Origin of the sequence: Polynucleobacter paludilacus (assembly GCF_018687595.1) — a bacterium.
Taxonomy (GTDB): domain Bacteria; phylum Pseudomonadota; class Gammaproteobacteria; order Burkholderiales; family Burkholderiaceae; genus Polynucleobacter; species Polynucleobacter paludilacus.
On the sequence record NZ_CP061298.1, the window covers coordinates 1,465,122 to 1,491,411 of the forward strand.

Consider the following 26,290-nt stretch of genomic DNA (forward strand, 5'->3'; position numbering starts at 1 on the left):
TGCTGTTTTGAAAAATCCTACCCGATTTCTCGCCCTCATCTTATTTGGCGCAGTTCTTGCCTGTTCGGCCGAACTGCCTTATGGCGGGTGGATTCAAATTCCGATTCTTACCCTAGTTTGGTGGGGTTTACTTCAGTTTAAACACGCATCGCTCAAGCAATTTTTGCTAGCAGGCTTGGTTTTTGGTTTGGGCTATTTTGTAGTGGGCCTATCCTGGATCTACATCAGCTTGCACGATGTAGGAAAAATGAACTTCCTTCTGTCATGTGCAGCGGTCGTTTTACTTTCTACCTATACCGCAATATTTTTCTCTTTAGCCTGTCTGCCACTCTATTTCTTTAAGAAAGATTCTTTTTACACCGGATGCTTTCTTGCAGCCAGCTGGGTCTTGATTGAATGCCTACGTGGGTTTTTCCTCACCGGCTTTCCTTGGTTGGGTTTAGCAGAAGCTCAAGTGAATGGTCCGTTTGGGCTAGCAGCTCCTTACCTCGGTGGCTTAGCTTGTACCTTCCTAGTAGTGTGGAGTTCATGGCAACTCTTGCATATTCGCAAACATGCCGTACTCAGCATTGCTCCAGTCGCACTCATAGTTACTCTTGTTCAGATCGGGGGGCTATGGAGTTTTACCAAGCCCACCGGCTCACCCTTAAGCATTGAGCTCGTACAAGGCAATTTTTCACAGAGTCTCATCTTTAGGCCCGAAGGCGTAATGCAACAAATTGACTATTACTCAAATGTCATGAAGCGCTCTTCCGCTGAATTAATTGTCGCACCTGAAACTGCCTTCTCTTGGCCTGATATCAATTTACCCCAGGGCACACTGGAGTCTTTGCAAGATAACGTCAATCAACATCACAAGACATTACTGTTTGGGATCATCGGCCGACGTATCAATCCAAGCGATGGCAGGGAGTTTTCAAATCGAGCGCTCGGACTAAATCAAAATGCCGCAGTATATGAGTACGATAAATCTCACCTGGTTCCTTTTGGAGAGTTCATTCCCCCTGGATTTCATTGGTTTGTTAATGCCTTCAATGTCCCTTTGAGTGACTTTTCACGTGGCTCGATGAGTCAGTCACCTTTCAGGATTGTGAGAGATGGCAAGGATCCACTCTTTGCCGCGATCACCATATGCTATGAAGACGTCTTCGGTAGTGAGCTTGCCACCCGCCTTCGACATAGCCCCGAAGCAACCAATCTATTGATTAACATCACTAATCTTGCTTGGTTTGGCGATTCTCAAGCCCCAGGTCAACAACTCAGACTTTCTCAACTACGATCTCTAGAAACAGGTCTGCCTGCCCTTCGTGCGACCAATACTGGCATTACTGCAGTCCTAGGACCAGATGGGAAAGTGATTGAGCAATTGCCTAAATTTACGCAAACCTCTTTAGTTGGCTCTGTTCAGGCTTACACAGGCAGAACACCTTATGTCATTTGGGGTAATGCGCCAATTTTGACCATCTCTTTCCTACTTCTCTTGATTGGCATCATTCGTCAAAGACGGTTTTAGTAATCGCCCAGCTTCGCCATGTAAAATCAATGGCTTAGCTAGGTTAAACATGCTTACATTTCAGCAAATCATTCTTAAACTTCAAGAGTATTGGGACCAACAAGGTTGCGCCCTACTTCAGCCTATTGACCTTGAGGTTGGCGCAGGCACATCGCATACCGCCACCTTTTTAAGGGCAATTGGTCCTGAGCCCTGGAAGGCTGCTTATGTTCAGCCATCCCGCCGCCCAAAAGACGGTCGTTATGGCGAGAACCCCAATCGCTTGCAACACTACTACCAATATCAAGTGGTGCTCAAGCCAGCTCCAGCAAACATCCTAGAGCTCTATTTAGGATCACTGGCAGCGCTCGGTTTAGATCTTAAAGAAAATGATGTTCGCTTCGTCGAGGATGATTGGGAAAATCCTACCCTCGGTGCCTGGGGCTTAGGTTGGGAAGTTTGGCTCAACGGTATGGAAGTCACACAATTTACCTACTTCCAACAAGTTGGTGGTATTGACTGTAGGCCCGTACTTGGTGAAATAACCTATGGTATTGAGCGCCTGGCGATGTATATCCAGAATTGTTCGAATGTTTTCGATCTTGTTTGGGCAGACGGCATCTCCTATGGTGACGTGTATCACCAGAACGAAGTTGAGCAGTCTTCTTACAACTTCGAACACTCCAATACCGATTTACTCTTTGCGAACTTCAGTAATTATGAGGGTGAGGCAAAACGCTTAATGGAAGTACCTCTAGCCTTACCCGCTTATGAAATGGTTCTCAAAGCCGCCCACACTTTTAATTTGCTGGATGCGCGTGGAGCCATTTCGGTTACCGAGCGGGCTGCCTATATCGGTCGAATTCGGAATCTTTCCCGTGCAGTGGCGCAAGCCTACTTCGAGTCTCGCGAGAAATTGGGCTTTCCGATGTGTCAACGCAGTTCCACTAAATCATGAGTACATTGAATCCCGGCCCTACTTCAGCCAGCCTTCTACTTGAAGTATTTACAGAAGAGCTGCCTCCCAAATCCTTACGTCGTTTAGGTCAGGCTTTTAGTGATGGGATTACGGATTCCCTTAAAGTAGCAGGCCTGTTGAGCGAACAATCTATCGTCACTGGGTTTGCAAGCCCCCGTCGCTTGGCAGTCCACATCACAGAGGTGCTTAATCAAGCTCCCGATTATCCAGTCCGAGAAAAATTACTTCCTATTTCTATTGCCTATGATGCGCAGGGTCAAGCTACCGCCCCATTACTAAAGAAACTGGCTAGCCTAGGTTATGCTGACATTGATCTTTCTACCTTAGAGAAATCGGGTGAAGGGAAGAATGAAGCACTCTATTTAAATGTAGTTGCAAAAGGTGCAGCTCTAGAGCCCACGGTACAACAAGCGCTCGAACAAACTCTGAGTAAATTACCGGTCGCTAAGATGATGCATTATCAAGTCACACGCGCCAATGGCGACTTGGTCGATGTTCAATTTGCCCGTCCAGTGCATGGCATTGTGGCTTTACATGGTAATAGTCCGCTTCAGATCAGCGCCCTAGGAATTGATTCAGGAAATAAAACCGATGGACATCGCTTTTTATCTCCTGGGGCAATCAACATTGAGAGTGCCGATCAATACGAAACCTCACTCGAGACCAAGGGAAAAATTGTTCCCAGCTTTACAAAACGTCGCCAACAAATTGAGGCGGCACTACTCAAGACTGCAGGTGATGATCTGGTGCTGATGCCAGACGGCCTGCTTGATGAAGTGACAGCCCTAGTTGAGTGGCCAGCAATTTATGAGTGTCATTTTGATGCTGAGTTTTTAGACGTTCCACAAGAATGTTTAATTCTGACGATGCAAACCAATCAGAAATATTTTGCATTAACGGATAAACAAGGCAAGCTCAGAAACCGCTTCTTAATTGTCTCCAATATTCAAACTGATCAGCCTGCAGCAATCATTTCAGGGAATGAACGTGTGGTGCGCCCCCGTTTATCTGACGCACGCTTCTTTTTCCATCAAGATCAAAAGCGTTCCTTAGCCTCTCGAGTAAATGATCTCGCAAGAGTGGTGTATCACAATCAATTGGGTAATCAACTCGATCGCACCAAGCGGGTTCAAGCGATTGCGCTTGGTATCGCCAAATTACTCGGATGGAAAGAAACCCTTGCTACTAGAGCAGCTGAGATTGCTAAAACGGATTTGCTGACTGATATGGTGGGTGAGTTCCCAGAGCTTCAGGGAATCATGGGTCGCTACTATGCGACTCTCGATAAAGAAAATGATGAGGTAGCAGCAGCTTGCAGTGAGCACTATATGCCACGCTTTGCTGGTGATGCTTTGCCAAGCACTCAAACTGGAACTATCCTGGCAATCGCTGACAAACTAGAAACCTTAGTCGGCATTTGGGGGGTTGGGCTAGCCCCCACAGGCGATAAAGACCCTTACGCACTGCGACGTCATGCACTGGGTATCTGTCGCTTGCTGTTAGAAAAAAATCTGTCTTTGAGTCTGCCGACCCTAATTGAACTAGCGCGCCAACAATTTGCGCAAAAGGAAGTTCAGGAAAAAGCCCAAGTTACTGAAATCAATGAATTTATTCTGGACCGCTTGCGTGCTTATCTTCGCGATCAAGCAATTGGCGGCAAACCCTTTACCAACCCTGAAATTGAAGCTGTCTTGAGCCAAGCACCAGAACATATCAATGACATCATCGCCCGTCTGTCCGCTTTAAGAGCATTCAATGCCCTCACACAAGCCGGCCAATTGGCGGCTGCTAACAAGCGCATTAGCAATATTCTGAAAAAGACCACCACTGCCATTCCCGACACTTGTTCAGAAAAGCTTTTGCAGGTTCCTGCAGAAATTGCATTGCATCAAGCTTTTGAGGCATTAAAACCCAGTCTTGATTTGGCTTATGCAAAACATCAATTTGTTGAGCTATTAAAAGCATTAGTTGCTTTGAGTGACCCGATCGATCAGTTCTTCGCGGACGTCATGGTGATGGATCCTGATCCAAAATTACGCGATAACCGCCTAGCCCTTTTACAAGAACTACACCAAAAAATGAATTTAGTCGCAGATCTCGGCAAATTAGCATGAGCAATAGCTCTTCTAAATTCATTATTCTCGACCGCGATGGCGTGATTAACGAAGATCGAGATGACTACGTCAAATCTGTTGATGAATGGATTCCGCTACCAGGTAGCTTAGAGGCTATCGCCCTACTCAATCAAGCTGGCTACCAAATTGCAATTGCAACCAACCAGTCTGGCTTAGCGCGCGGTTTCTTTAGCATCAGTGATTTACATGCCATGCATAACAAGATGGCTCATTTACTCAAGCCCCTAGGAGGGCATATTGATAGCATCTTCTTTTGCCCACACATCGATGCACATGCATGCGACTGTCGTAAACCTGCACCAGGAATGATGAAAGAAATCGCTTTGCGATACCACAGAAATCAGCACAAACATCCCTTGGAAGGCATTCCTGTGGTTGGCGATTCCCTTCGAGACCTTCAAGCCGGAGTTGCCCTAGGCGCTTCACCTCATCTTGTTCTCACTGGCAAGGGCCAAAAGACTCTAGCGGGGGGAAACCTGCCTGAAGGAACCGAAATCCACCAAGACCTTCTGGCTTTTGCCAATAGCTTTCTCAAGGGCGTAGCATAAAGATGATGACTTTCATACGCTCAACTCTTTTCACTCTCTTCTTGCTGGTCTTTACGCCGATTTGGTCCGTGCTGTGTATGCTGGCTTTTCCTTTTCTCAACCCAGAGAATCGCTATCGCTTTATTGGGCTATGGAATAAGGTGGTCATATACGTTCTGAAGCATCTCTGTGGCATTCGTTTTGAGATTCGGGGCATGGAGAATATGCTGGCTGCACTAGATCAACCGGTCGTCGTTCTCAGCAAACACCAATCTGCTTATGAGACGATCGCTTACATTGCCTTGCTTCCTAAACAACTGTGTTTTGTATTTAAGCGTGAGCTCTTGTGGATTCCATTTTTTGGCTGGGCCTTGGCTCTACTCAAAATGATCCACATTAATCGAGCTAGCAAAGAAACGGCAGCACTTTCTGTTGCAAGCCAAGGTCGCAAACGCCTAAGTGAAGGCAAATGGATATTGATGTTCCCTGAGGGTACTAGAACCCCCGTCGGCTCTCATAAGCCCTATCGCAAAGGCGGAGCTCGTCTTGCTAGTGCCACTGGTGCTATCGTGATTCCGATTGCCCATAATGCTGGGCACTTCTGGCCACGCAATAGCTTCATGAAATACCCTGGCACCGTCATCTTCTCAATTGGCCCCGCGCTTGCTTCTGCAGGAAAATCTGGTGACCAACTCCATCAAGAAGTTGAAGGCTGGATTGAAGCAGAGATGAGAAAAATAGATCCGAGCGCTTACTAAGCTGAGATTCTATTGGCTAATAATTTAGCCCACGCAATATAACGATCTACCGAAATATCCTGCGCTCTAGCTTTGAGCTCATGCTCACCCAGACTTAAACGATCGGCATAGGCCTGTAAATTAGTCCGCAACATTTTACGTCTCTGAGCAAAGGCTGCTGCTACCACTTTTTCAAGGGCGCTCCACTCCTGAGAACTTAAGTCAAAATCTGTACGGGGAATCATTCTGACTACTGCAGAATTCACCTTAGGCTGAGGATCAAAAGCTTCAGGTGGAACCTCTAATACCTGCTCCATATGATAACGAGCCTGCAGCATGACAGAGAGCCGACTAAAGTCAGAGCTGCCGGCTGGTGCAACCATTCTTTCCACCACCTCTGCTTGCAACATAAATACTTGCTCATCAATCTGGCTGGCTGCCGATACCAAATGAAATAGGAGTGGTGAAGAGATGTTGTAAGGTAGATTGCCTACGACCTTACATTGACCCTGATGGGTGCCTCGCTGTTTTGCCCATTCAGAAAAATTAAACTGAAGTGCATCGCCCTCTATGACATTGAGCCCTGGTAAATTTTCTTGTCTCCAGTACGCAACGAGGTCTCGATCGATCTCTAGAAGATCTAGATGATCTAGATTGGCTAATAAGGGGCGAGTTAACGCACCTAAGCCTGGTCCGATTTCAATGATGTGCGAATCTGCAGCAGGATGAATCAGAGCGACGATGGCATGAATAATGCCGTTATCCTGCAAGAAATTTTGGCCAAATCGTTTTCGGGCGCGATGCATCTATAACAAGCTATTGTGATGCAGTGCTAGTGAGTAGGCCAACCGGAGTGCCTCTAACATGCTGCGATGATCGGCTAGGCCTTTTCCAGCAATATCAAGAGCCGTACCATGATCTACTGAAGTACGAATCATTGGCAAACCCAATGTAACGTTAACACCGCTGCCGAAACTAACAAATTTAAATGGTGCCAAACCTTGATCGTGATACATAGCCAAGAAGGCATCTGTTTTATTCAGGGATTGAACATCAAACATCGTGTCGCCCGGATAAGGACCTGATACCGCGATTCCTGCATCACGCGCTAAATGAATTGCAGGAATAATCTGATCAACCTCTTCCCGACCAAGATAGCCAGATTCTCCAGCATGGGGATTCAATCCAGCAACCCGTATTCGAGGATTTGCAATACCAAATTTAGAACGTAAATCATGCTCAATAATTTGAATCGTTTCAAAAAGAAAATTACAGCTCAAAGCAGCTGAAACTTCTTTTAATGGTAAGTGGGTTGTTGCCAGAGCAACTCTTAACTGCTGAGCAGTTTGCAAACCTAAAACACCTGCCTGAAGTTCAGCACAGAGCATCATCACGACATGCTTTACACCGCAACGCTCTGCCAGATACTCAGTGTGGCCTGTAAAGGGGGTTCCCGCGAGATTGATGACACTCTTTTGAAGAGGCGCAGTTACCATCGCATCAAACTGACCCTGCAAACAACGATCGATTGCGAAATCTAGGGTGCTTAAGACATAAGGAGCATTTACAGGATTTAACTCACCAAATTTAACCGGCTCAATCAACGGTACATGATGAATATGCAAACGCTCTCGTATTTTTGGATCCACCGAATTTGAAGCTGACAAAAGATCGCTGCAACCCACTAGGGTAATTTCAAGATCAGTTTGCTCTTTTAAAAATTGGACTGCCGCAGCCAAGGAAACCTCGGGGCCGATGCCTGAGGGCTCACCTGTGGTAACAGCTAATTTAACGATTACCGGTGGCTGCATCTTCAACGTTCAAAATTTTCACCGTTGCAGAATCGCGTAGCTGACGGAGCCAATCTTGATAAGCCTGCTCGAACTTTCTTTGGCGGATTGCGGCTTTTGCAAACTCACGCTGTTTCTCAGTGGTTAGCTCAGCCTGGCGGCGCTCTAAAACTTGAATCAAATGCCAGCCAAACTCAGTTTTAACTGGTGGGCTAACTTCACCAATCTGCAAGCGATTCATTGCTTGTTCGAACTCTGGAACTAATTCACCAGGGCCCATCCATCCTAAATTACCGCCATTAGCGGCAGATCCGTCCTCCGAATACTTCTTAGCAAGATCGCCAAAGTCGGCTGTTTTAGCAACCACCTGCGCTCGATAGCCAGCCAAACGTCTTTCAGCATCTTGGTCACTTAATCCAGCTCGATTCTTGAGCAAAATGTGGCGAGATAAGGTTTGGGTAATCATAATATTTTGTGGCGCACCAGAAGTTGCTGGCTCTTGATCCGGCTGCTGAGGAGGCGCTTGTTGTGATTGTGGGGCTGATGCAGATCGACGATCAAGCACTTTTAAAACATGGTAGCCTGCGGGGCTCTTGACTACATTATTCGCAAGTTGGCCTCCACCAATATTTCTGACTGCCTCATAAAATAATTGAGGTAAGCGATCTGGAGTCCGATAGCCGAGCTCTTGAAATTTAATCTTCGGATTTTCTTTAGAGGCCATTTCACCTAGTTTAAGAAAATCGACATCACCACGAGCATCTCGTAAGAGAGTTTCTGCTTTTTTCTTCGCCTCCGCCTGAGTGCCAGCTCCTGCATTGGGGTCTATGGGAACAAAAATTTGTGCGATATCAATTTCATCAACGCCATTAGCGGCGACTGGAGAACTTGATACTGGTCTAGCTGCAGCGCCTTTTCCCATTGATTGCTCAGCGATGAAATTATCGATCTCAGCATCTGATATCTTGATCTTAGATTCAACTTCACGCTCACGATACCGGCTCATCACAATATCATTTCGAAGCATCTCTTTATATCGATCAAAGCTCATGCCTGATGCAACTACCTTAGCCTTAAAGTCTGCAAAAGTAGTTTTATTTCTAGCAATGATGTCATCTATAATTTTGTTAAGCTCTTTTTGACTAACGGTCACGCCATCTTGCTCAGCTTCTTGAAGTTGAACTTTTTCAATAATGAGACGGTCTAGGATGGCCTTACGCAAAGTAGCAGTATCCGAGGGAAGTTTTGCGCCTTGCTTTTGTAAGCTAGCAATACGATCGTCTATTTCCTTACGGGTAATAAACCCAGTATTAACTACTGCTGCAACACCGTCAATATCTCGAACCTTGCTTTCAGAGCTAGCGTTAGCACTAGTACTCTCGCTATTTGCACCAGCCTTTTTTGGCACCGCTGCTGTTTGAGCAAATGAAAAAGTCGACAAGCAAGCAAGCCCCAAAAATATCGTAGCAAAAAGAGTCTGTCTAAAACGAATTCTGGAATGCATCATTGATAATTCTCATAAATTGAAGGGGGTATGGGCTTCGAAGTTGGCATATATCCAGGTACATTAAGCTTCATGATATCAACTGGATTACTGCCAGCGCTAGCAAAACCCCTAAATTCAACCTGGAAGAGCACCTGGGTAGTCATGAGTTGCGAAGTATTCACTACCTGAGAATACGCGCCTCTAAAGGTCCAGCAATCTCGGGTCCACTCTAGTGCTGCTAAGGAATTCAAGGTTTTACCTGCTAAAGCATCGTAACCCCAGCGCCCTAAAACTGATAACTCGCGCGTGAGCGGCCATTGTCCAGAGATATTGTATTGATTAGTGGTGGTCGCGCCGGGTGTGTATGCTTGATTATTTTGCGCAGAAGCCTGAACAGGCGGGGTATACACATTACGATAGCCGATATTTAAGCTTCTGCCTGGCGTGGGTCGCCAACTAGTCCCCGCAGTAGTTTGAACAAACTGATTGAGCTGGGCGTTATAGTCTCCAAATGCATCAACACTCAAGTTACCCAGCAATCGGACAGATGCAGAGCCCAAGGTATCTTGGTATGTTGAAGGATTAGCAATCGTGCCATTCAAGCCTACCCGTTGTGCCGTAAATTGCTGACGTTGGGCGAGCGTTACCGAGGCTCTTTCGGCGCCTGTATTTGCTTCAATCATGCGGCTCGTAACGCCCCCAGTCAATTTATTATTGTCAGCAATACGGTCGTTACCAATAAAATTATTTTCACTAAAAACCTGAATGAGGCCGAAGCCACCATCTGCAGTATCGAATAGCGGTGTATTAGTTTGATCCTGATATGGTGTGTATACGTAGAATGCGCGAGGCTCCATAGTGAGGAGCATATCTCTGCCAAAAAAACTTTTCAGCTCTGCCGCATCGCGTTCATAAGCCACACCCGAGTCCAAACTAAAAGTAGGTAATACAAAGCCTTGAGCGGGCGCTACAGTACTGTTATTAAAAGCAGTCGCGTTATAGGTATTAGACTGAAAGCTGACTTTCGGTGTGATGTAGTAACCAGGAGTAACCTGGGGTAACGCCATTGCACCTTTGATAACTGTTCGATCAGCTTGGCTATAAACACCAGGAGCGGTAGCAGCTAAATTTCCGCCGATGTTGTATGCAAAGCGTGTGTAATCGGTAGAGAAGGTTGTAGCAGGGCCGCTAGGTAAAGTTACATACTTACCACTCACATCGGCAGCTGTTGGTGTAAGCCGATTGTTATAGGTAGCAGTGACATTCGGCATGATGTTGTAGGGTGACTGAACAATATTCGTCGGGTCTGGTTGGAGCGTCTGGAAAGTTAAAGCGCGGGCAGAGACATTCCAATTACTCAAGCTATCAGTGAGCTGTTTATTCGTACCAACTTCTTGACGAAACTGGCTAGTCACTGCACCAGCAATACTTTGCGAGAAGTCAGTTGGATATAAATTGTCTGAAACCCGGGCGATATTGGCATAACCAGTCCAAGCCCCTGGAATGGGGATGCCGTTTTGACTCAGAGCGCCATTGAAGTTTTCTCTTTGTTGCCAGTCATAGCGCCAACGGTTAGTCCCTGTTTTTCGATCGTAAGGTAAATAGTCGCCCCCTAATGCGCCAGCTTCACTTGTATCCAAAAAACGATATTGAGCACCTAATTGGGTTCCGCGCTGCCCCATTACCCTTGGCAGCAATAGAAGATCTCGATTAGGTGCAATATTGACGTAATACGGCTGTGTGACATCAATACCATTATTAGAGTTATACCCAGCGACTGGAGCCAATAAACCAGAACGCCGCTGGCCAGAAGTGGGAACAGAGAAATACGGCACATAGGCAATTGGTACATCAAAGAATCGCATCACCCCGTTAGTACCAGTCATTTCTTTTTGCTCGTTATCGATTTCAATTTTGCTGGCCGTGAAATACCAATCGAGATTTTCTGGATTACAGGTTGTATAGGTTGCGTTATCAAACACAAATACATCGGCACTTTGGATTGTTAGTTTTTTTGCATTTCCATTTGCATGGGAATCACGCAACTCATAATTCGGCGTTTCCATCTCACCCTCACGGGCATCGACATTAAAGCGTGCAGTAGGTCCCTTAAAGGCAGTGTTTCCTTTAATTAATTCGGCATTGCCAATTAATGTCGCCACATCACTATCCGGGTCGTAAGAAATTTCATCGGCTTTCATGACGGCGCCATTACGACGGATTTGTGCGCGACCAATCAAATGCATATCTCGATCAACCAACCCATCAATCGCATCGCTTGATGTAAAAGTTAAAGCCTTGCCATCTGGAATAGGCTTGCCTACACGCAATTGATCATCCAATTTCAAAACCGTTACATCGCCTCGATCAGGAATTAAAATAGAGCCTACGGATGATTGAGAATTGAGGGGTAATGGAGCGGGGGCCTGGGCAATCGAATGAGTAGCCAGCCCAAGCAAACCTAACCCCATCAAAACGCGCAGGATTAGCTTACTAGAAAGAGGGGCGCAAAGGCCGGCGCGACGGCGATAATGACTCATGGATCTTGACCCGCCTTATTATACGAATCGACATGACCGACATACGCTTAGACACCCTGCGCAAATGGCTAAAAGGCCTAGAGCCTAGCTGGCAATTAGGCCTTGCCAGTTTGGCACCGGCTTCTGCTGATGCTAGTTTTCGGAGGTATTTCCGAATTGCGTCCAAAACCCCTCATTTTGAGACTTTGATCGTCATGGATGCCCCGCCTGAACATGAGCCCTTAGACGAGTTTATTCAGGTTGACCTATTACTTGAAAATGCGGGTCTTAATGTTCCCAAAATCCTGGAAAAAAATATCGCTGAGGGCTTTCTTTTGCTCAATGATTTGGGTAGAAAAACCTATCTTGCAGAGCTCAATCCTGACTCAGCAAACTGGCTTTATGAAGATGCAACTCAGGCATTGATCAAAATGCAATTAGCCAGCAAACCAGATGTACTTCCAAACTATGATGCCGCTCTTTTACTGCGCGAGCTCCAACTCTTTCCAGAGTGGTATTTAAATAAGCATCTTGGTATTCAATTGGATTTAAAACAAGAACAGCTCATCCAAGAGGCTTTTGATCACATCATTCAAAATAATCTAGCACAAGCCAAAGTCTATGTTCATCGCGACTACCATTCACGTAATTTGATGGTTACAGAACAGAACAATCCGGGCGTGATTGACTTTCAAGATGCAGTGTATGGCCCAATTACTTACGATGCTGCATCGCTTTGGCGTGATGCCTATATTGCATGGCCTGAAGAGAAGGTTTTAGACTGGGTGATTCACTTTTGGGAAGCTGGAAGAAAAGCTGGCCTTGCAATGCCAGAAGATTTTGGTGAGTTTTATCGCGATTTCGAATGGATGGGACTGCAACGTCATCTCAAAATCTTAGGTATCTTTGCAAGGCTATTTCATCGCGATGGCAAAGATGCTTATCTAAAAGATATTCCCCTCGTCTTGGAATACGCGATTGCAACAGCCAATCGCTATATCGAGTTAAGACCACTTGCTCGTCTTTTGGAATCTACTCGTAGATGAGTCAATTTTCTGCACTTCCGTGTCTTTTGCTTGCTGCGGGTAGAGGTGAACGTATGCGCCCTCTTACAGATGAATTACCTAAGCCATTACTGAAGATTGGTAATCAATCTTTATTAGAAAGACACCTTAACTTACTCAGCAAAGCAGGAATCAAGGAAGTGGTGATTAATCACGCTTGGCTTGGAGAAAAAATTGAAGATGCGCTGGGTGACGGGGCTCAATTTGGCTTACATATTGAATATTCTCGAGAAGGTACCGCACTGGAAACCGCGGGTGGCATTCATAAAGCCTTGGAACTGCTGAAACCAAAGGATTATTTACTAGTCATTAATGGAGATGTTTTCTGTCCCGACTTTCCCATTGAGGCTCTTTTAGAACAAATGTCTACTTTAAGAGTCAATCCTGCAAAACCTTTGGCCTACCTAGTGATGGTGCCCAATCCGATTCAGCATCCCAATGGTGACTTTTATCTACGAGATGGGGTCATTCAAGATAACCCCTCACCTAATGCAGAAAAACTCACCTTCTCAGGCATCGGGATCTATCACTACAGTCTATTCACTCATATCCAAAGTGGGGCATCGGCTAAATTAGCCCCTCTTTTGAGGGAGGCCATGGGTAGAAATCAGATTCTCGGTGAAAAATATCTCGGTCCGTGGCACGATGTCGGTACACCTCAACGTTTACAAGAACTCAATGCGGCATATGCATCAAGCTGAAATTTACCAATCTCGCAGATTAAAACTCTCAGAGCAGATCCGGTCTAAAACGGGTAGCGGTATCGCAATCATCTCAACTGCACCAGAAGTGGCTCGTAGTCGGGATAGTGAATTTCCTTATCGCCATGACAGTGATTTCTTTTATCTCACTGGCTTTGATGAGCCAGGAGCAACCCTAGTAATCATCGTGCAGGATAAGTCAGTTGAGTCACACCTATTTTGTCGTCCAAAAGATCTTGAAAGAGAAATTTGGGATGGGATCCGACTGGGACCAGATGCCGCACCTGAATCGCTGGGACTGGAGTTTGCCTACAGCAACCAAGAGTTAGATACCAAACTCAGTGAATTATTGAGCAGGCATGAAGCAATCTATTTTCGCTTGGCCGAGAATGCGGAATCAGATCGTCGCCTAAGACATTGGATGGAACAAGTACGCAAACAAAGTCGCTCAGGCTTGAATCCACCAACGCAATTTCATGATGTTGATGCGCTGATTCATGAAATGCGCTTATTCAAAGATGCTCATGAAATCGACATCATGAGACGGGCAGCAGCCATTTCGGCACGCGCCCACATTCGGGCGATGCAAGCCTGTAAGCCCGGCATGCGTGAATACCAACTCGAAGCTGAACTCCTTCACGAATTTCGTTTTCACGGCTCGCAAAGCGTAGCCTATAACAGCATCGTGGCTACTGGCGAGAACGCTTGCATTCTCCATTACCGAGCTGGCAATGCACAATTGCAGAGCGGCGATTTATGTCTGATTGATGCAGGCTGCGAACTCGATAGTTATGCCTCTGACATTACTCGCACCTTTCCTGTGAATGGAAAATTTACCGGTCCTCAGCGGGCTTTGTATGAGATCACTTTGCATGCTCAAGAAGCGGCCATTGCAGAAACTCGTCCCGGCAATACTTTTATTCAGCCGCATGATGCTGCTATCAAAGTATTAACGCAAGGACTGCTGGATGAAAAGCTTCTCAAGCTTGCTGAATTGGGCTCCCTAGAAAATGCCATCGAAACCGGTGCCTATCGTCGCTTTTATATGCACCGCACTTCACATTGGCTGGGAATGGACGTTCATGATGTGGGCTCCTACAGAGAGGCTAGCACTCATACCGATAAACCTTGGCGCATTCTTCAGCCCAATATGACTCTCACTATTGAGCCCGGCCTCTACATCAGGCCAGCAGAAGATATATCCGAAGCCTTTTGGAACATTGGCATCCGGATTGAAGATGATGCCGTTGTCACTGCTTCAGGTTGTGAATTGATTTCTCGTGGAGTGCCCGTTAAGGCCGAAGAAATCGAATCCCTCATGCGCCAGTAATCGTGATCCGATGAAAAGCCTTGCTTGCGATATTCTGATTTTAGGTGGTGGTCCCGTTGGTCTGGCTTGTGCCGCATGGACTCTGCAAAAGCATCCGGAAGCTCGACTTACTCTCCTCGATCGCAATCCAGGAAACGATCAGGATCTAGGTTCTGCCGATACTAGAGGTATCGCCCTCTCTCACGGCAGTAAGCTTTTACTCGATACGATTGGTGCCTGGCCTAACGAGAGCGCACCCATTCATCAAGTGCATGTGTCTCAAGCTGGCCGCTTTGGTCGCGCTCTGATGACGAGAGAAGAGCTCAAGCAAGATGCGCTTGGTCATATTGTTCGCTACCGAGATATTCATCTGGCATTACGCAATGCGCTGCGCACTCTGCAAAAGAATAGTCAAAATTTTTCTTGGCAACATATTGATGCAGCTGAGGTATTACCAACAATCGAAGCTAAATGCATTGTTCATGCCGAAGGAGGATTATTTAAAACCCAAGATTGGGTTGAATCTGGTCGCGACTACGGCCAAGCTGCATTAGTTGGCCTAGTTGAAGTGGAAACAGCAACCCCGCATATGGCATGGGAGCGGTTTACTTCTGAGGGCCCCTTAGCAGTTCTTCCCAGCCACTATGGCAACAATATTTTGAATCTTGTCTGGTGCGGCTCTCCTGAGTCCACCAAAAAACGGCTTGCCTTAAAGGATGCAGAATTTCTCTCTGCCCTGGAGAGTGAATTTGGCACACGGATTGGGCGCTTTCTTAAAATACAAGATCGTCGCTTTTACGATTTAGGTCTAAATTACCGCAAACAGATTCATCAAGGCAATACCGTTTGGATCGGCAATGCGGCTCAAACCCTGCACCCAGTTGCAGGACAGGGTTTGAATTTGGGTCTGCGAGACGCCTATCTCCTCTCAGAAAAACTCAGCGGCGTATTTGCCAGATCTGCACAAGGAGCAAGCGCGCAAGCAATCGAGCATGCACTGTCTGAATATGCCCAAAGCCGGCAAGTAGATCGAAAAGCAACGATTGGTCTCACGGATATGATGGCCAGAGTCTTTACTTCAAACCTAATCCCCGTCGTACTTGCCAGGGGCCTCGCTTTATCGGCTCTTCAATGGCTTCCACCCGTAAAGACCGCACTTGCCCGTCAAATGATGTTTGGAAGGCGCTAGCAGCCTTTAAAGCAGCTCTATGGTCATTCAAATACAAGCATTAATTTGCCTAAAATTTAGGCAAATCTAGGGACGCCTGTGCTAAAGTTACACCCTTTCCCATCAGCTCAAACTGCCTTTTTAGCCACGTCTAAATACATGAAAATCGGTCCTCATCAGCTCGCCAATCAGCTCTTCGTTGCCCCGATGGCAGGAGTGACAGATCGACCTTTTCGTCAGCTCTGTAAAAAACTCGGCGCTGGTTATGCGGTATCCGAAATGATCGCCTCTAATGCGCTCTTGTGGAATAGTGAGAAGACTCAGCGCCGCGCAAATCACCAAGGCGAATTCAAGCCGATTGCGGTGCAGATTGCTGGCGCTGACCCAGCCATGATGGCTGCTGCTGCCAAACTCAACGTAGATCATGGCGCTCAAATCATTGACATTAATATGGGTTGCCCAGCGAAAAAAGTCTGTAATGTTGCCGCTGGCTCTGCCTTATTGCGGGATGAGCCATTGGTGCAACAAATCATTGAAGCGGTAGTCAAGGCTGTTGGAGTTGGTCCTGATGCAGTTCCAGTTACTCTGAAAATTCGGACTGGCTGGGATCGTGAGCATAAAAATGCACTAGCTGTAGCAAAACTTGCAGAGCAATCTGGCATCTCTATGTTGACTATTCATGGACGTACTCGCGCGGATTTGTATCACGGAGCAGCAGAATATGAAACGATTCAAGCCGTAAAAAATAGTGCACGAATTCCGGTGGTAGCGAATGGTGATATCACTACTCCAGAAAAAGCAGCTCAAGTTTTAAAACTGACTGGTGCTGATGCCATCATGATTGGTCGTGCTGCGCAAGGTCGCCCTTGGATCTTTCGAGAAATCGCGCACTATCTTGCTACTGGTGAAACCTTGCCGACGCCCGAGATTGCTGAGATTCAAGACATCATGAACGAACACTTGCTCGATCATTACGCTTTTTATGGTGAATACATTGGTCTACGTACTGCACGAAAGCATATTGGCTGGTATTGCAAGGGTTTGCGTAATTCTCATCACTTTAGGCAGAAGATGAATACCGCCGATGATTGCAAGACCCAACTGCAAATGGTGAATGATTTTTTTGATGAAATGAAATCTCATTCTGATCGTCTCCTCTTTTTAGAAGCCGCGTAAATTCGCAATTGATTCATGACTAATAAACACCCTATTACTGAGTGCGTTCAAACGCACCTCCAGCACTACCTTGATGATCTTAAGGGCACAGCGCCATCTGATGTTTATCGAATGGTCTTAGAGGTAGTAGAAAAACCCATGCTAGAGATTGTCATGCGTCACGCAAAAGATAATCAGTCTCTAGCCGCTCAATATCTGGGTATTAATCGCAATACTTTGCATAAAAAGTTAGTCGAGCACAAGCTCATTAAATAATCTCTTTTCTTTGAATAAATCCCATGATTCGTACTGCACTCCTCTCTGTTTCTGATAAACACGGCATCGTCGACTTTGCCAAAGAGCTGCATGCTCTCGGCATCCAGCTCATCTCCACTGGGGGCACAGCTAAGCTGCTTGCTGAAAATAACTTACCCGTCATTGAGGTCTCCGCATTAACTCACTTTCCAGAAATGCTCGATGGTCGCGTGAAGACCCTTCACCCGATGGTGCACGGCGGTCTTTTGGCACGCAGAGATTCAAAAGAGCATATGGCTGCCTTGAAAGAGCATGGTATTGGCACGATTGATATGCTGGTTATTAACCTCTATCCCTTTAATCAAACAGTGGCAAAAACAGACTGCACCTTTGAGGATGCGATTGAGAATATTGATATAGGCGGCCCAGCAATGTTGCGAGCTGCCGCCAAGAATCATCAAGATGTCACGGTATTGATCTCGCCGGACGACTACATAGCAGTTCTCGCTGAGATGAAGTCGAATCAAAATCGTGTTTCTTATAAAACTAATTTAGCCTTGGCCAAGAAAGTCTTTGCGCATACTGCTCAATACGATGGTGCTATTGCAAATTACCTATCCTCTTTGGGCGATGACCTAATTCATCAGCAACGATCTTCATACCCAGAGACTCTGCACCTGGCATTCGAGAAGGTCCAAGAGATGCGCTATGGTGAAAATCCTCATCAATCTGCTGCGTTCTACAAAGATCTCCAAACAGTAGATGGGGCTCTAGCAAACTATCGCCAATTGCAAGGTAAAGAGCTTTCCTATAACAACATTGCAGATGCAGACGCTGCCTGGGAATGCGTGAAGAGTTTCTCTACCAGCAATGGTAATAACACTCCCGCCTGCGTCATCATCAAACACGCCAATCCTTGCGGTGTTGCAGTTGCCAGCTCGGCTCTGGAAGCCTATCAAAAAGCCTTTAAGACGGATCCAAACTCCGCATTTGGTGGAATCATCGCCTTGAATGTGCCCTGTGATGGTCCTGCGGCTGAAGCCATCTCAAAACAATTTGTGGAAGTCCTGATTGCGCCCAGCTTTAGCAAAGAGGCTATAGCTATCTTTGCGGCAAAGCAAAATGTTCGCCTATTAGAAATTCCACTAGGCACTGGTTTTAATGCTTTTGATTTCAAAAGAGTGGGGGGTGGCTTATTAGTGCAATCTCCTGATGCGAAAAATGTTTTGCAAAATGAGATCAAAGTGGTTAGTCAGAGACAGCCTACGCCGAAAGAGCTCAATGACATGATGTTTGCTTGGCGCGTTGCGAAGTTTGTCAAATCGAATGCAATTGTGTATTGCGCAGACGGGATGACTCTGGGTATTGGCGCTGGCCAGATGAGTCGCGTAGACTCTGCAAGAATGGCAAGCATTAAAGCTGAAAATGCAGGACTGAGTCTCAAAGGATCAGCCGTGGCGAGTGATGCTTTCTTCCCCTTCCGCGATGGTTTGGATGTTGTAGTTAGCGCAGGTGCCAGCTGTGCCATTCAACCAGGCGGTAGCATGCGTGATGAAGAAATCATCGCCGCAGCCAATGAACATGGCATTGCCATGATCTTCACTGGCACGCGTCACTTCCGCCATTAAGCACGAGATTACTCAATGCGCTGGATAGGAATTGATCCTGGTTTACGGACAACGGGCTTTGGTGTCATTGATGTTGATGGACAAAAATTGATCTATGTTGCCTCGGGCACCATTGAAAGCGGTGATCCTGCCAAAGGTCTTCCTGAGCGCTTAGGTGCTCTCTATGCTGGATTAATCGAAGTATTGGAGACCTATCGTCCAGAGTCAGCTGCAATTGAAGAGGTCTTTCTGAATGTGAATCCTCGTTCTACTTTAATGTTGGGGCAGGCGCGTGGTGCAGTCATCGCTGCTCTCGTTTCTAAAAAACTCCCTGTAGCTGAGTACAGCGCCCTAAGAGTGAAGCAAGCTATCGTTGGAACAGGCCGTGCTGCCAAGCCCCAGGTCCAAGAAATGGTGAAACGCTTACTCCGACTCAATCGTGCCCCTGGCTCTGATGCCTCCGATGCCTTGGGTGTGGCTATTTGCGCCGCGCATCATGCACAAATACCGAAGGTAATCACGGCTGCACTTGCGTCCAAGAAGCCTCTGAAGCCAAAAGCCTAAACAGGTTAAGATCACCCTATGATTGGTCGTATTCAAGGAACCCTCGTCACAGTTCACCCACCGCGCCTCCTGGTAGATTGCCAAGGTGTTGGTTATGAAATTGATGTGCCGATGAGCACCCTGTACCAGCTCCCCGAAGTGAATCAAAAAATTACTTTACTCACTCATTTTCAAGTGCGTGAGGATGCCCAACAGCTCTTTGGCTTTGCGACTGAAACTGAGCGCGAGGCATTTCGACAACTCATTAAGATCAGCGGTGTTGGCTCTAGAACTGCTTTAGCCATTCTCTCTGGGATGAGCGTCAATGAGTTAGCGCAGGCCATCGCACTTCAAGAAGCCGATCGCCTGACTCAGGTTCCCGGCATCGGGAAGAAGACTGCTGAGCGGCTTTGCTTAGAGCTAAAGGGTAAGCTTGCGCCCGATTTAGGAATTGCTAATGGTAAGCCGCAAGCGATTGAGGCAAGCAGCGAGATATTGCAGGCCCTTCTAGCTCTCGGTTACTCAGAAAAAGAGGCACTCTTGGCACTTAAACAAATCCCACCCGACAGCACAGTTTCTGACGGTATTCGGATGGGCTTGAAGTATCTATCTAAAGCTTAAAGCACTACACTTGCAGCATGGCAATTCATACTGACGATCTCAACTCTATTCCTGAAGATTTACCGGAAGGTAATGATCGCATCGTCAGTGGTGCCGCAGGTAACGCCGAGGCGGTTTTTGAAAAAGCACTCCGCCCAAAACAGCTTGATGAATATGTTGGCCAAACTAAGGCTCGCGCCCAACTAGAAATCTTTATTAGCGCCACGAGAGCGCGTCAAGAGGCTCTTGACCACGTTCTGTTATTTGGGCCTCCAGGGCTTGGTAAAACCACACTTGCCCACATCATCGCCAGAGAGCTGGGTGTCAATTTGCGGCAAACTAGCGGCCCAGTTCTTGATAGGCCTGGCGATCTTGCTGCGTTACTGACTAATCTCGAAGCAAATGATGTGCTCTTCATTGATGAGATTCATAGACTGTCCCCAGTTGTTGAAGAAATTCTGTACCCGGCACTAGAGGACTACAGCCTAGATATCATGATTGGTGAAGGCCCTGCAGCACGGAGCGTCAAAATTGATCTCAAGCCATTTACCCTCATTGGTGCGACGACTCGTGCAGGGATGCTTACCAACCCCCTGCGGGATCGCTTTGGTATTGTGGCTAGACTCGAGTTCTACACTACAGAAGAACTGACCAAGATTATTAATCGCTCAGCAAGCCTTCTCAAAGCAGATATCGATCCAGAAGGCTCAGTAGAAATCGCTAAGCGTGCCCGTGGAACGCCACGAATCGCCAATCGGTTATTGCGCCGTGTACGAGACTATGCTGAAGTCAAAGGCACAGGCACCATTACTAAAGCGATGGCTGATGCTGCACTGAAAATGCTAGATGTAGACCCAAGCGGCTTTGATGTGATGGATAGAAAACTCTTAGAAGCCATCATGCATAAATTCGATGGTGGTCCAGTTGGGATTGATAATTTGGCTGCAGCAATTGGTGAGGAGCGTGACACCATCGAGGATGTTCTAGAGCCCTACCTGATTCAACAAGGATATCTACAGAGAACTTCTAGAGGAAGAGTGGCAACCCGTCAGGCTTATGAGCATTTTGGTTTAACGCCACCTAGTGGCAATACCAGCTTAGACCTATAGCTCTAATCAGCTCAGCGTCACTTTTGCAAACTTACGCTTCCCAACCTGCACAATATACGTTCCGGCCTCAATCTTTAATTGCTTATCAGCAATCGTTACGCCGTCAATCTTCACACCGTTTTGTTCAATATTGCGCATCGCTTCAGATGTAGACGGCGCCAATCCAGCAGCCTTGAGGAGGTTGGCGATCCCCATGGGGGCACCATTAAAAGTGACTTCAGGAATCTCATCGGGTACACCGCCCTTGGCGCGGTGATTAAAGTCTTCTAGTGCTTTTTCAGCAGCCGCTTGTGAATGAAAGCGCGCCACGATTTCTTGGGCAAGTAACACTTTGCAATCTTTTGGATTTCTGCCAGCAGCAACTTCCTGCTTCATGAGATCGATTTCAGCCATTGGGCGGAATGACAATAAGGTGAAGTAATCCCACATCAAATCATCCGAGATACTCAAGAGCTTGCCAAACATCTCGCCAGGCGCTTCACTGATGCCAATGTAATTACCTTTGGACTTACTCATTTTCTCAACGCCATCTAGACCCACCAAGAGTGGCATAGTCAATATACACTGAGGCTCTTGGCCATACTCACGCTGGAGCTCACGACCAACAAGAAGATTAAATTTCTGATCTGTACCACCGAGCTCTAAATCACTCTTGAGGGCAACAGAGTCATAACCTTGCATGAGTGGATATAAAAATTCATGAATAGAAATAGGCACGCCGTTGCGATAGCGCTTAGTAAAATCATCGCGCTCCAACATGCGAGCAACGGTATGTTTTGCTGCTAACTGAATCATGCCGCGCGCACCCAGTGGATCACACCACTCACTGTTATAGCGCACTTCAGTTTTGGTAGGATCGAGCACCATACTTGCTTGACGATAGTAAGTCTCAGCATTGACAGCGATCTCCTCTGCAGTCAATGGTGGGCGAGTGGCATTGCGACCCGATGGATCACCGATCATGCTAGTAAAGTCGCCGATCAAGAAGATGACCGTATGCCCTAAGTCTTGCAATTGTCGTAATTTATTCAGAACTACCGTATGCCCCAAATGAATATCAGGCGCCGTAGGATCTAAACCTAATTTAATCCTGAGCGGAGTCTTGGTCACTTGGCTACGGGCTAACTTTTGGACCCAATCGGACTCAACCAATAGCTCATCACAGCCACGTTTAGTCACTTCAAGTGCCGCGAAGACTTCGGGGGTCAAAGGATATTTTTGTTCTGGTTTTGCCATCATACTGATTCGGATGCTGATACAGTTATTTAGTATTTCAAATGTTAAGCATAATTGTCGCATTCCTGAGAACTCGATGAACAAACCGCACTCTCTCTACATTGGCCTCATGTCTGGCACTAGCCTAGATGGGATCGACGCCGTTCTAGCCAAGATCGGACCCAATGGAGAAACGAGCGCCCAAGCAGCCTTTAGCACCCCCTTTGATCCTGAGCTTCGTAAGACCCTGTTTGAACTTCAAAGCCCTGGGGACAATGAACTCCACCGGGAGAAGCAAGCCGGCAATGCATTGGCTTTGGCCTATGCAGAGGCAGTAAGCCAACTTCTCAACAAAGCTCATTTACAGCCATCTGATATTGCTGCGATTGGCGCCCATGGACAAACCATTCGCCACCAACCGCAGCTTGGGGAATTGGGATACACCCACCAAACATTGAATGCCGCCCTTTTGGCCGAGAAAACCGGGATCGATGTCATTGCTGACTTTAGAAGTCGTGATCTCGCTGCTGGTGGACACGGCGCACCTTTAGTTCCCGCTTTTCATGCGCAGCAATTTACATCAACTGAAAATCTCGCCATTCTCAATATTGGCGGTATCGCTAATTTCACACTGCTTCCAAAAAATGGTGCAGTTACTGGCTTTGATTGTGGTCCTGGAAATATGTTGATGGATGCCTGGATTTATGAACACCAAGGCAATTCTTTTGATGAAAATGGCGCATGGGCATCCCAAGGCAAAGTAAATGAAGATTTACTAAGAAAAATGTTGGCTGATCCATTCTTTAAAAAGTTACCACCAAAAAGCACTGGTCGAGATGACTTTCATCTTGAATGGTTAAAAGAAAAATTAGGCGAAGAAAATCACCGTACCGAGGATGTACAAGCAACACTTCTGCACTTAACAGCACACTCTGCTTTAGAGGCTTTGCTACATCATGCCCCGCAAACCCAGAAGTTGATTGTCTGCGGGGGTGGCGCAAAGAATAAAGCCCTCATGAATTTGCTCAAAGTCAAAGCACAACATGTGTTTAAACAGCCTTTAGAAATCGCGAGTAGTGAAGCTGTTGGGATTGATCCTCAACTCGTGGAAGGCCTTGCCTTTGCTTGGCTCGCCTGGGCTCATAAAGAAAAACGGCCGGCAAATCTGCCAGCCGTAACGGGGGCTAAAGGGCTCAGAATCTTAGGCGCTTGTTACCCAGCCTAGTTTCTAAAGATCTTAAGCCGAGAAAGAAGAACCGCAACCGCAAGTGGTGGTTGCATTCGGATTCTTAATCACAAACTGTGAACCATGAATATCTTCTTTGTAATCAATCTCTGCACCAACTAAATATTGGAAGCTCATTGAGTCGACCAGAAGTGTCACACCATTTTTTTCAAACTCAGTGTCATCTTCATTCACAGCATCATCAAAAGTAAATCCATACTGGAATCCTGAGCAACCGCCACCTTGGACGAATACTCTTAATTTGAGGCTGGGATTGCCCTCTTCGGCAATCAGGTCAGCCACTTTTGCGGCAGCGCTATCCGTAAACACCAACGGTGTTGGTGGCTCTGCAAGATCCTGCGCAACTTGGGTAGCAACTTCAGTCATGATGAACTCCTAATTCGAAAGGCAATAGTTCATTTTAGGCTTTAAATCCCCAGTCTGCTGGAAAGGTCTTTAGGGCAATAAGGCAATCTGGGTTAAGCCCATAGTCTCGGGCAAGCCAAACATCAAGTTTAGGCACTGCACACCCTGACCAGAAGCCCCTTTAACCAGATTGTCCTCAACCACCAAAATGACCAAAGTATCGCCATTGCCAGGCCGATGGATCGCAATTCGAAGGCCATTACTCCCTCTTACCGAACGCGTCTCTGGATGACTTCCGGCTGGCATGACATCCACAAAGGGCTCATCCTTGTAGTAGTTCTCATACAGCTTTTGATAATCGACCTCTTTGCCCACCTCGGTTAGACGCACATACAAAGTGGAATGAATACCTCTAATCATTGGGGTGAGATGGGGCACAAATGTCAAACCAATCTGTTCATGACCAGCGATAGCTTTGAGTCCTTGAACAATCTCAGGTAAGTGACGATGGCCTTTAACGCCATAAGCCTTAAAGTTATCACTAGCCTCAGCCATCAAGGTGCCGATCTCGGCTTTACGTCCTGCACCTGAAGTGCCGGACTTCGAATCCGAAATAATATGTTCGCCGTCAATCAGTTGTTTACCACCAGTGGATTTTGGAGAAAGTAGTGGCGCGAGACCTAATTGCACAGAAGTTGGATAGCAACCCGCAAGCCCAACGACCCGCGCTTTCTGAATGGCATCCCGGTTAATTTCTGGCAGGCCATAGACAGCCTCTGCCAAGACATCAGGGCAACTATGCTCCATGCCATACCATTTTTGAAACTCAGCAACGTCTTTCAAACGAAAGTCTGCAGCCAAATCCAATACCTTAACGCCTGCAGCCAAAAGTGCTTTTGCCTGAGCCATAGCAACACCATGCGGTGTGGCAAAAAATACGGCATCACATTCAGTTAGATTAGCATCCTCTGGCGTAGTGAACTTGAGATCAACTCGGCCACGCAAGGAAGGAAACATATCTGCTACGGGCATACCTGCTTCAGTACGCGAAGTAATCGCCTGAATCTGGACTTCAGGATGCTGTGTCAATAAACGGAGTAACTCCACTCCGGTATATCCAGTTCCACCAACGATGCCAACCTTAATCATGCTGATCTCCAATTTCAATAAGCCATAGCTTACTGCTTGATTCTGACAAATACTTTCATTTTAGAAACAAAAAGGGCCGCTTGCGCGACCCTTTCATCAAAACATAGCGACTGAAAGAAATTAGCGCTTACTGAACTGCTTGCGACGACGCGCGCCGTGCAGACCAACCTTTTTACGCTCAACTTCACGAGCATCGCGTGTTACCAAACCTGCTTTAGACAGGGTTGGCTTCAAAGCATTGTCGTAGTCGATCAAAGCACGAGTAACACCGTGGCGAACCGCGCCAGCTTGGCCAGTCTCACCACCACCAGTTACGTTCACTTTGATATCAAAGGTCGTTAAATGGGCAGTAAGAGCCAAAGGTTGACGAGCGATCATGCGGGATGTCTCGCGTGCGAAATAAGCATCGATAGGCTTACCGTTAACAGTAATCTCACCTTTGCCTGATTTAATAAATACACGGGCTACAGAGCTCTTGCGACGACCTGTACCGTAATTCCAATTTCCGTAATTAATAGCCATTTGGGTTCCTTAAATCTCTAACGCTTTAGGCTGTTGAGCCGTATGCGGATGATTAGCGTCGCCATAGACTTTTAATTTCTTGATCATGGCATAGCCGAGTGGGCCTTTTGGCAACATACCTTTCACAGCCTTCTCTAAGGCGCGACCAGGAAAACGATCTTGCATCTTGTCGAAGTTGGTCGTACTGATACCGCCTGGGTATCCGCTGTGACGGTGATAGAGTTTATTCAAGCCTTTAGTGCCAGTAACACGAAGCTTGGATGAGTTGATTACGACGATAAAGTCGCCAGTATCAACGTGGGGTGTGAATTCAGGCTTGTGCTTGCCGCGTAGACGGTGTGCCACTTCACTGGCGACACGACCGAGGACTTTGTCCGTAGCGTCAATCACGAACCATTCACGCGTTACCTCATGGGATTTTGCGGAAAAAGTTTTCATGATTTCTCAAATTGTTATTGTCAAAAAATACTCCAATCAAACTACATCCACTTTGGCCCTGCTTATGTTTGCAGGCTCGCAGATTCAGCAACTTAATCGGCAAAACAATTACCGCTGACAAGTCGGTAATCCAGTAAAGCCTTGAATTGTAACCCAAAAAAAACCCAGGAACGAGTCCTGGGTTGGAATCCACCGATGT

The 26,290-nt window shown here is 46.7% G+C and carries 25 protein-coding genes; 16 read left to right on the forward strand and 9 right to left on the reverse strand.

Annotated elements, in window-relative coordinates:
* Window positions 1–7 precede the first annotated feature (7 nt).
* The 5 genes from lnt to AOC06_RS07695 are packed head-to-tail and all read left to right on the forward strand — an operon-like array spanning window position 8 to window position 5,891.
* Window positions 8–1,513, forward strand: coding sequence for an apolipoprotein N-acyltransferase (lnt, locus tag AOC06_RS07675; protein WP_215379940.1), 1,506 nt, complete (start codon window positions 8–10; stop codon window positions 1,511–1,513).
* 49 nt (window positions 1,514–1,562) lie between these two features.
* Window positions 1,563–2,450: a glycine--tRNA ligase subunit alpha gene (gene glyQ / locus AOC06_RS07680; RefSeq protein WP_215379942.1), complete on the forward strand. Its 888-nt coding sequence runs from the start codon at window positions 1,563–1,565 to the stop codon at window positions 2,448–2,450.
* On the forward strand, window positions 2,447–4,585 hold the full coding sequence (glyS, locus tag AOC06_RS07685; RefSeq protein WP_215379943.1) for a glycine--tRNA ligase subunit beta: 2,139 nt from the start codon (window positions 2,447–2,449) through the stop codon (window positions 4,583–4,585). The genes glyQ and glyS overlap by 4 nt, the downstream gene beginning before the upstream one ends.
* Window positions 4,582–5,154: a D-glycero-beta-D-manno-heptose 1,7-bisphosphate 7-phosphatase gene (gene gmhB, locus AOC06_RS07690; RefSeq protein ID WP_215336310.1), complete on the forward strand. Its 573-nt coding sequence runs from the start codon at window positions 4,582–4,584 to the stop codon at window positions 5,152–5,154. The genes glyS and gmhB overlap by 4 nt, the downstream gene beginning before the upstream one ends.
* Window positions 5,155–5,159: 5 nt before the next feature.
* A complete protein-coding gene (locus AOC06_RS07695) occupies window positions 5,160–5,891 on the forward strand; it encodes a lysophospholipid acyltransferase family protein (RefSeq protein ID WP_215381898.1) in 732 nt (243 codons plus the stop codon).
* On the opposite strand, the gene rsmA is transcribed toward AOC06_RS07695, so the two are convergent.
* The 4 genes from rsmA to AOC06_RS07715 are packed head-to-tail and all read right to left on the reverse strand — an operon-like array spanning window position 5,888 to window position 11,686.
* A complete protein-coding gene (rsmA, locus tag AOC06_RS07700; RefSeq protein ID WP_215379946.1) occupies window positions 5,888–6,676 on the reverse strand; it encodes a 16S rRNA (adenine(1518)-N(6)/adenine(1519)-N(6))-dimethyltransferase RsmA in 789 nt (262 codons plus the stop codon). The two genes, AOC06_RS07695 and rsmA, sit on opposite strands and share 4 nt — an antisense overlap.
* On the reverse strand, window positions 6,677–7,681 hold the full coding sequence (pdxA, locus tag AOC06_RS07705) for a 4-hydroxythreonine-4-phosphate dehydrogenase PdxA (RefSeq protein ID WP_215379949.1): 1,005 nt from the start codon (window positions 7,679–7,681) through the stop codon (window positions 6,677–6,679).
* The gene (locus AOC06_RS07710; RefSeq protein WP_255879937.1) at window positions 7,659–9,167 is read right to left on the reverse strand and encodes a peptidylprolyl isomerase; all 1,509 of its coding nucleotides are present in this window, start codon (window positions 9,165–9,167) and stop codon (window positions 7,659–7,661) included. Before AOC06_RS07710 ends, pdxA begins: the two co-directional genes overlap by 23 nt.
* The gene (locus tag AOC06_RS07715) at window positions 9,164–11,686 is read right to left on the reverse strand and encodes an LPS-assembly protein LptD (RefSeq protein ID WP_215379952.1); all 2,523 of its coding nucleotides are present in this window, start codon (window positions 11,684–11,686) and stop codon (window positions 9,164–9,166) included. Before AOC06_RS07715 ends, AOC06_RS07710 begins: the two co-directional genes overlap by 4 nt.
* 32 nt (window positions 11,687–11,718) lie before the next feature.
* Between AOC06_RS07715 and AOC06_RS07720 the strand changes: the two genes are divergently transcribed.
* From AOC06_RS07720 to ruvB, 10 genes are all read left to right on the forward strand, one after another.
* A complete protein-coding gene (locus tag AOC06_RS07720; RefSeq protein WP_215379954.1) occupies window positions 11,719–12,711 on the forward strand; it encodes an aminoglycoside phosphotransferase family protein in 993 nt (330 codons plus the stop codon).
* Window positions 12,708–13,430 (forward strand): N-acetylmuramate alpha-1-phosphate uridylyltransferase MurU, encoded by a 723-nt coding sequence (gene murU, locus AOC06_RS07725; protein ID WP_215379956.1) that lies wholly within the window; start codon window positions 12,708–12,710, stop codon window positions 13,428–13,430. The genes AOC06_RS07720 and murU overlap by 4 nt, the downstream gene beginning before the upstream one ends.
* Window positions 13,417–14,760, forward strand: coding sequence for a Xaa-Pro aminopeptidase (gene pepP, locus AOC06_RS07730; RefSeq protein WP_215379958.1), 1,344 nt, complete (start codon window positions 13,417–13,419; stop codon window positions 14,758–14,760). Before murU ends, pepP begins: the two co-directional genes overlap by 14 nt.
* A 10-nt stretch (window positions 14,761–14,770) precedes the next feature.
* Complete coding sequence (locus AOC06_RS07735) at window positions 14,771–15,928, forward strand: FAD-dependent monooxygenase (protein ID WP_215379960.1); 1,158 nt, start codon at window positions 14,771–14,773, stop codon at window positions 15,926–15,928.
* A gap of 138 nt (window positions 15,929–16,066) precedes the next feature.
* A complete protein-coding gene (dusB, locus tag AOC06_RS07740) occupies window positions 16,067–17,083 on the forward strand; it encodes a tRNA dihydrouridine synthase DusB (protein ID WP_215379962.1) in 1,017 nt (338 codons plus the stop codon).
* 15 nt (window positions 17,084–17,098) lie between these two features.
* On the forward strand, window positions 17,099–17,338 hold the full coding sequence (locus tag AOC06_RS07745) for a helix-turn-helix domain-containing protein (RefSeq protein ID WP_215379964.1): 240 nt from the start codon (window positions 17,099–17,101) through the stop codon (window positions 17,336–17,338).
* A gap of 23 nt (window positions 17,339–17,361) precedes the next feature.
* On the forward strand, window positions 17,362–18,945 hold the full coding sequence (gene purH / locus AOC06_RS07750; protein ID WP_215379967.1) for a bifunctional phosphoribosylaminoimidazolecarboxamide formyltransferase/IMP cyclohydrolase: 1,584 nt from the start codon (window positions 17,362–17,364) through the stop codon (window positions 18,943–18,945).
* A gap of 15 nt (window positions 18,946–18,960) precedes the next feature.
* Window positions 18,961–19,488, forward strand: a complete 528-nt coding sequence (gene ruvC, locus AOC06_RS07755; RefSeq protein ID WP_215379970.1) for a crossover junction endodeoxyribonuclease RuvC — start codon at window positions 18,961–18,963, stop codon at window positions 19,486–19,488.
* 18 nt (window positions 19,489–19,506) lie between these two features.
* On the forward strand, window positions 19,507–20,088 hold the full coding sequence (gene ruvA / locus AOC06_RS07760) for a Holliday junction branch migration protein RuvA (protein ID WP_215379971.1): 582 nt from the start codon (window positions 19,507–19,509) through the stop codon (window positions 20,086–20,088).
* 17 nt (window positions 20,089–20,105) lie between these two features.
* Window positions 20,106–21,176: a Holliday junction branch migration DNA helicase RuvB gene (gene ruvB / locus AOC06_RS07765; RefSeq protein ID WP_215379973.1), complete on the forward strand. Its 1,071-nt coding sequence runs from the start codon at window positions 20,106–20,108 to the stop codon at window positions 21,174–21,176.
* 6 nt (window positions 21,177–21,182) lie between these two features.
* Here the strand turns inward: ruvB and tyrS are convergent, their stop codons facing one another.
* Window positions 21,183–22,415: a tyrosine--tRNA ligase gene (gene tyrS / locus AOC06_RS07770; RefSeq protein ID WP_215379975.1), complete on the reverse strand. Its 1,233-nt coding sequence runs from the start codon at window positions 22,413–22,415 to the stop codon at window positions 21,183–21,185.
* Between the two features lie 73 nt (window positions 22,416–22,488).
* Between tyrS and AOC06_RS07775 the strand changes: the two genes are divergently transcribed.
* Window positions 22,489–23,616, forward strand: coding sequence for an anhydro-N-acetylmuramic acid kinase (locus AOC06_RS07775; RefSeq protein ID WP_215379977.1), 1,128 nt, complete (start codon window positions 22,489–22,491; stop codon window positions 23,614–23,616).
* A 12-nt stretch (window positions 23,617–23,628) separates the two neighbouring features.
* Here the strand turns inward: AOC06_RS07775 and erpA are convergent, their stop codons facing one another.
* The 4 genes from erpA to rplM form a co-directional block, all read right to left on the reverse strand.
* Window positions 23,629–24,003: an iron-sulfur cluster insertion protein ErpA gene (gene erpA, locus AOC06_RS07780; RefSeq protein WP_215336341.1), complete on the reverse strand. Its 375-nt coding sequence runs from the start codon at window positions 24,001–24,003 to the stop codon at window positions 23,629–23,631.
* Window positions 24,004–24,072: 69 nt separating this feature from the next.
* Window positions 24,073–25,131 carry an N-acetyl-gamma-glutamyl-phosphate reductase gene (gene argC, locus AOC06_RS07785; protein WP_215275026.1) on the reverse strand — a complete coding sequence of 353 codons (1,059 nt, stop codon included), beginning with the start codon at window positions 25,129–25,131 and terminating at the stop codon, window positions 24,073–24,075.
* A gap of 120 nt (window positions 25,132–25,251) precedes the next feature.
* On the reverse strand, window positions 25,252–25,653 hold the full coding sequence (gene rpsI, locus AOC06_RS07790) for a 30S ribosomal protein S9 (RefSeq protein ID WP_062310144.1): 402 nt from the start codon (window positions 25,651–25,653) through the stop codon (window positions 25,252–25,254).
* 9 nt (window positions 25,654–25,662) lie between these two features.
* Window positions 25,663–26,091: a 50S ribosomal protein L13 gene (rplM, locus tag AOC06_RS07795; protein ID WP_112205386.1), complete on the reverse strand. Its 429-nt coding sequence runs from the start codon at window positions 26,089–26,091 to the stop codon at window positions 25,663–25,665.
* Window positions 26,092–26,290 lie beyond the last annotated feature (199 nt).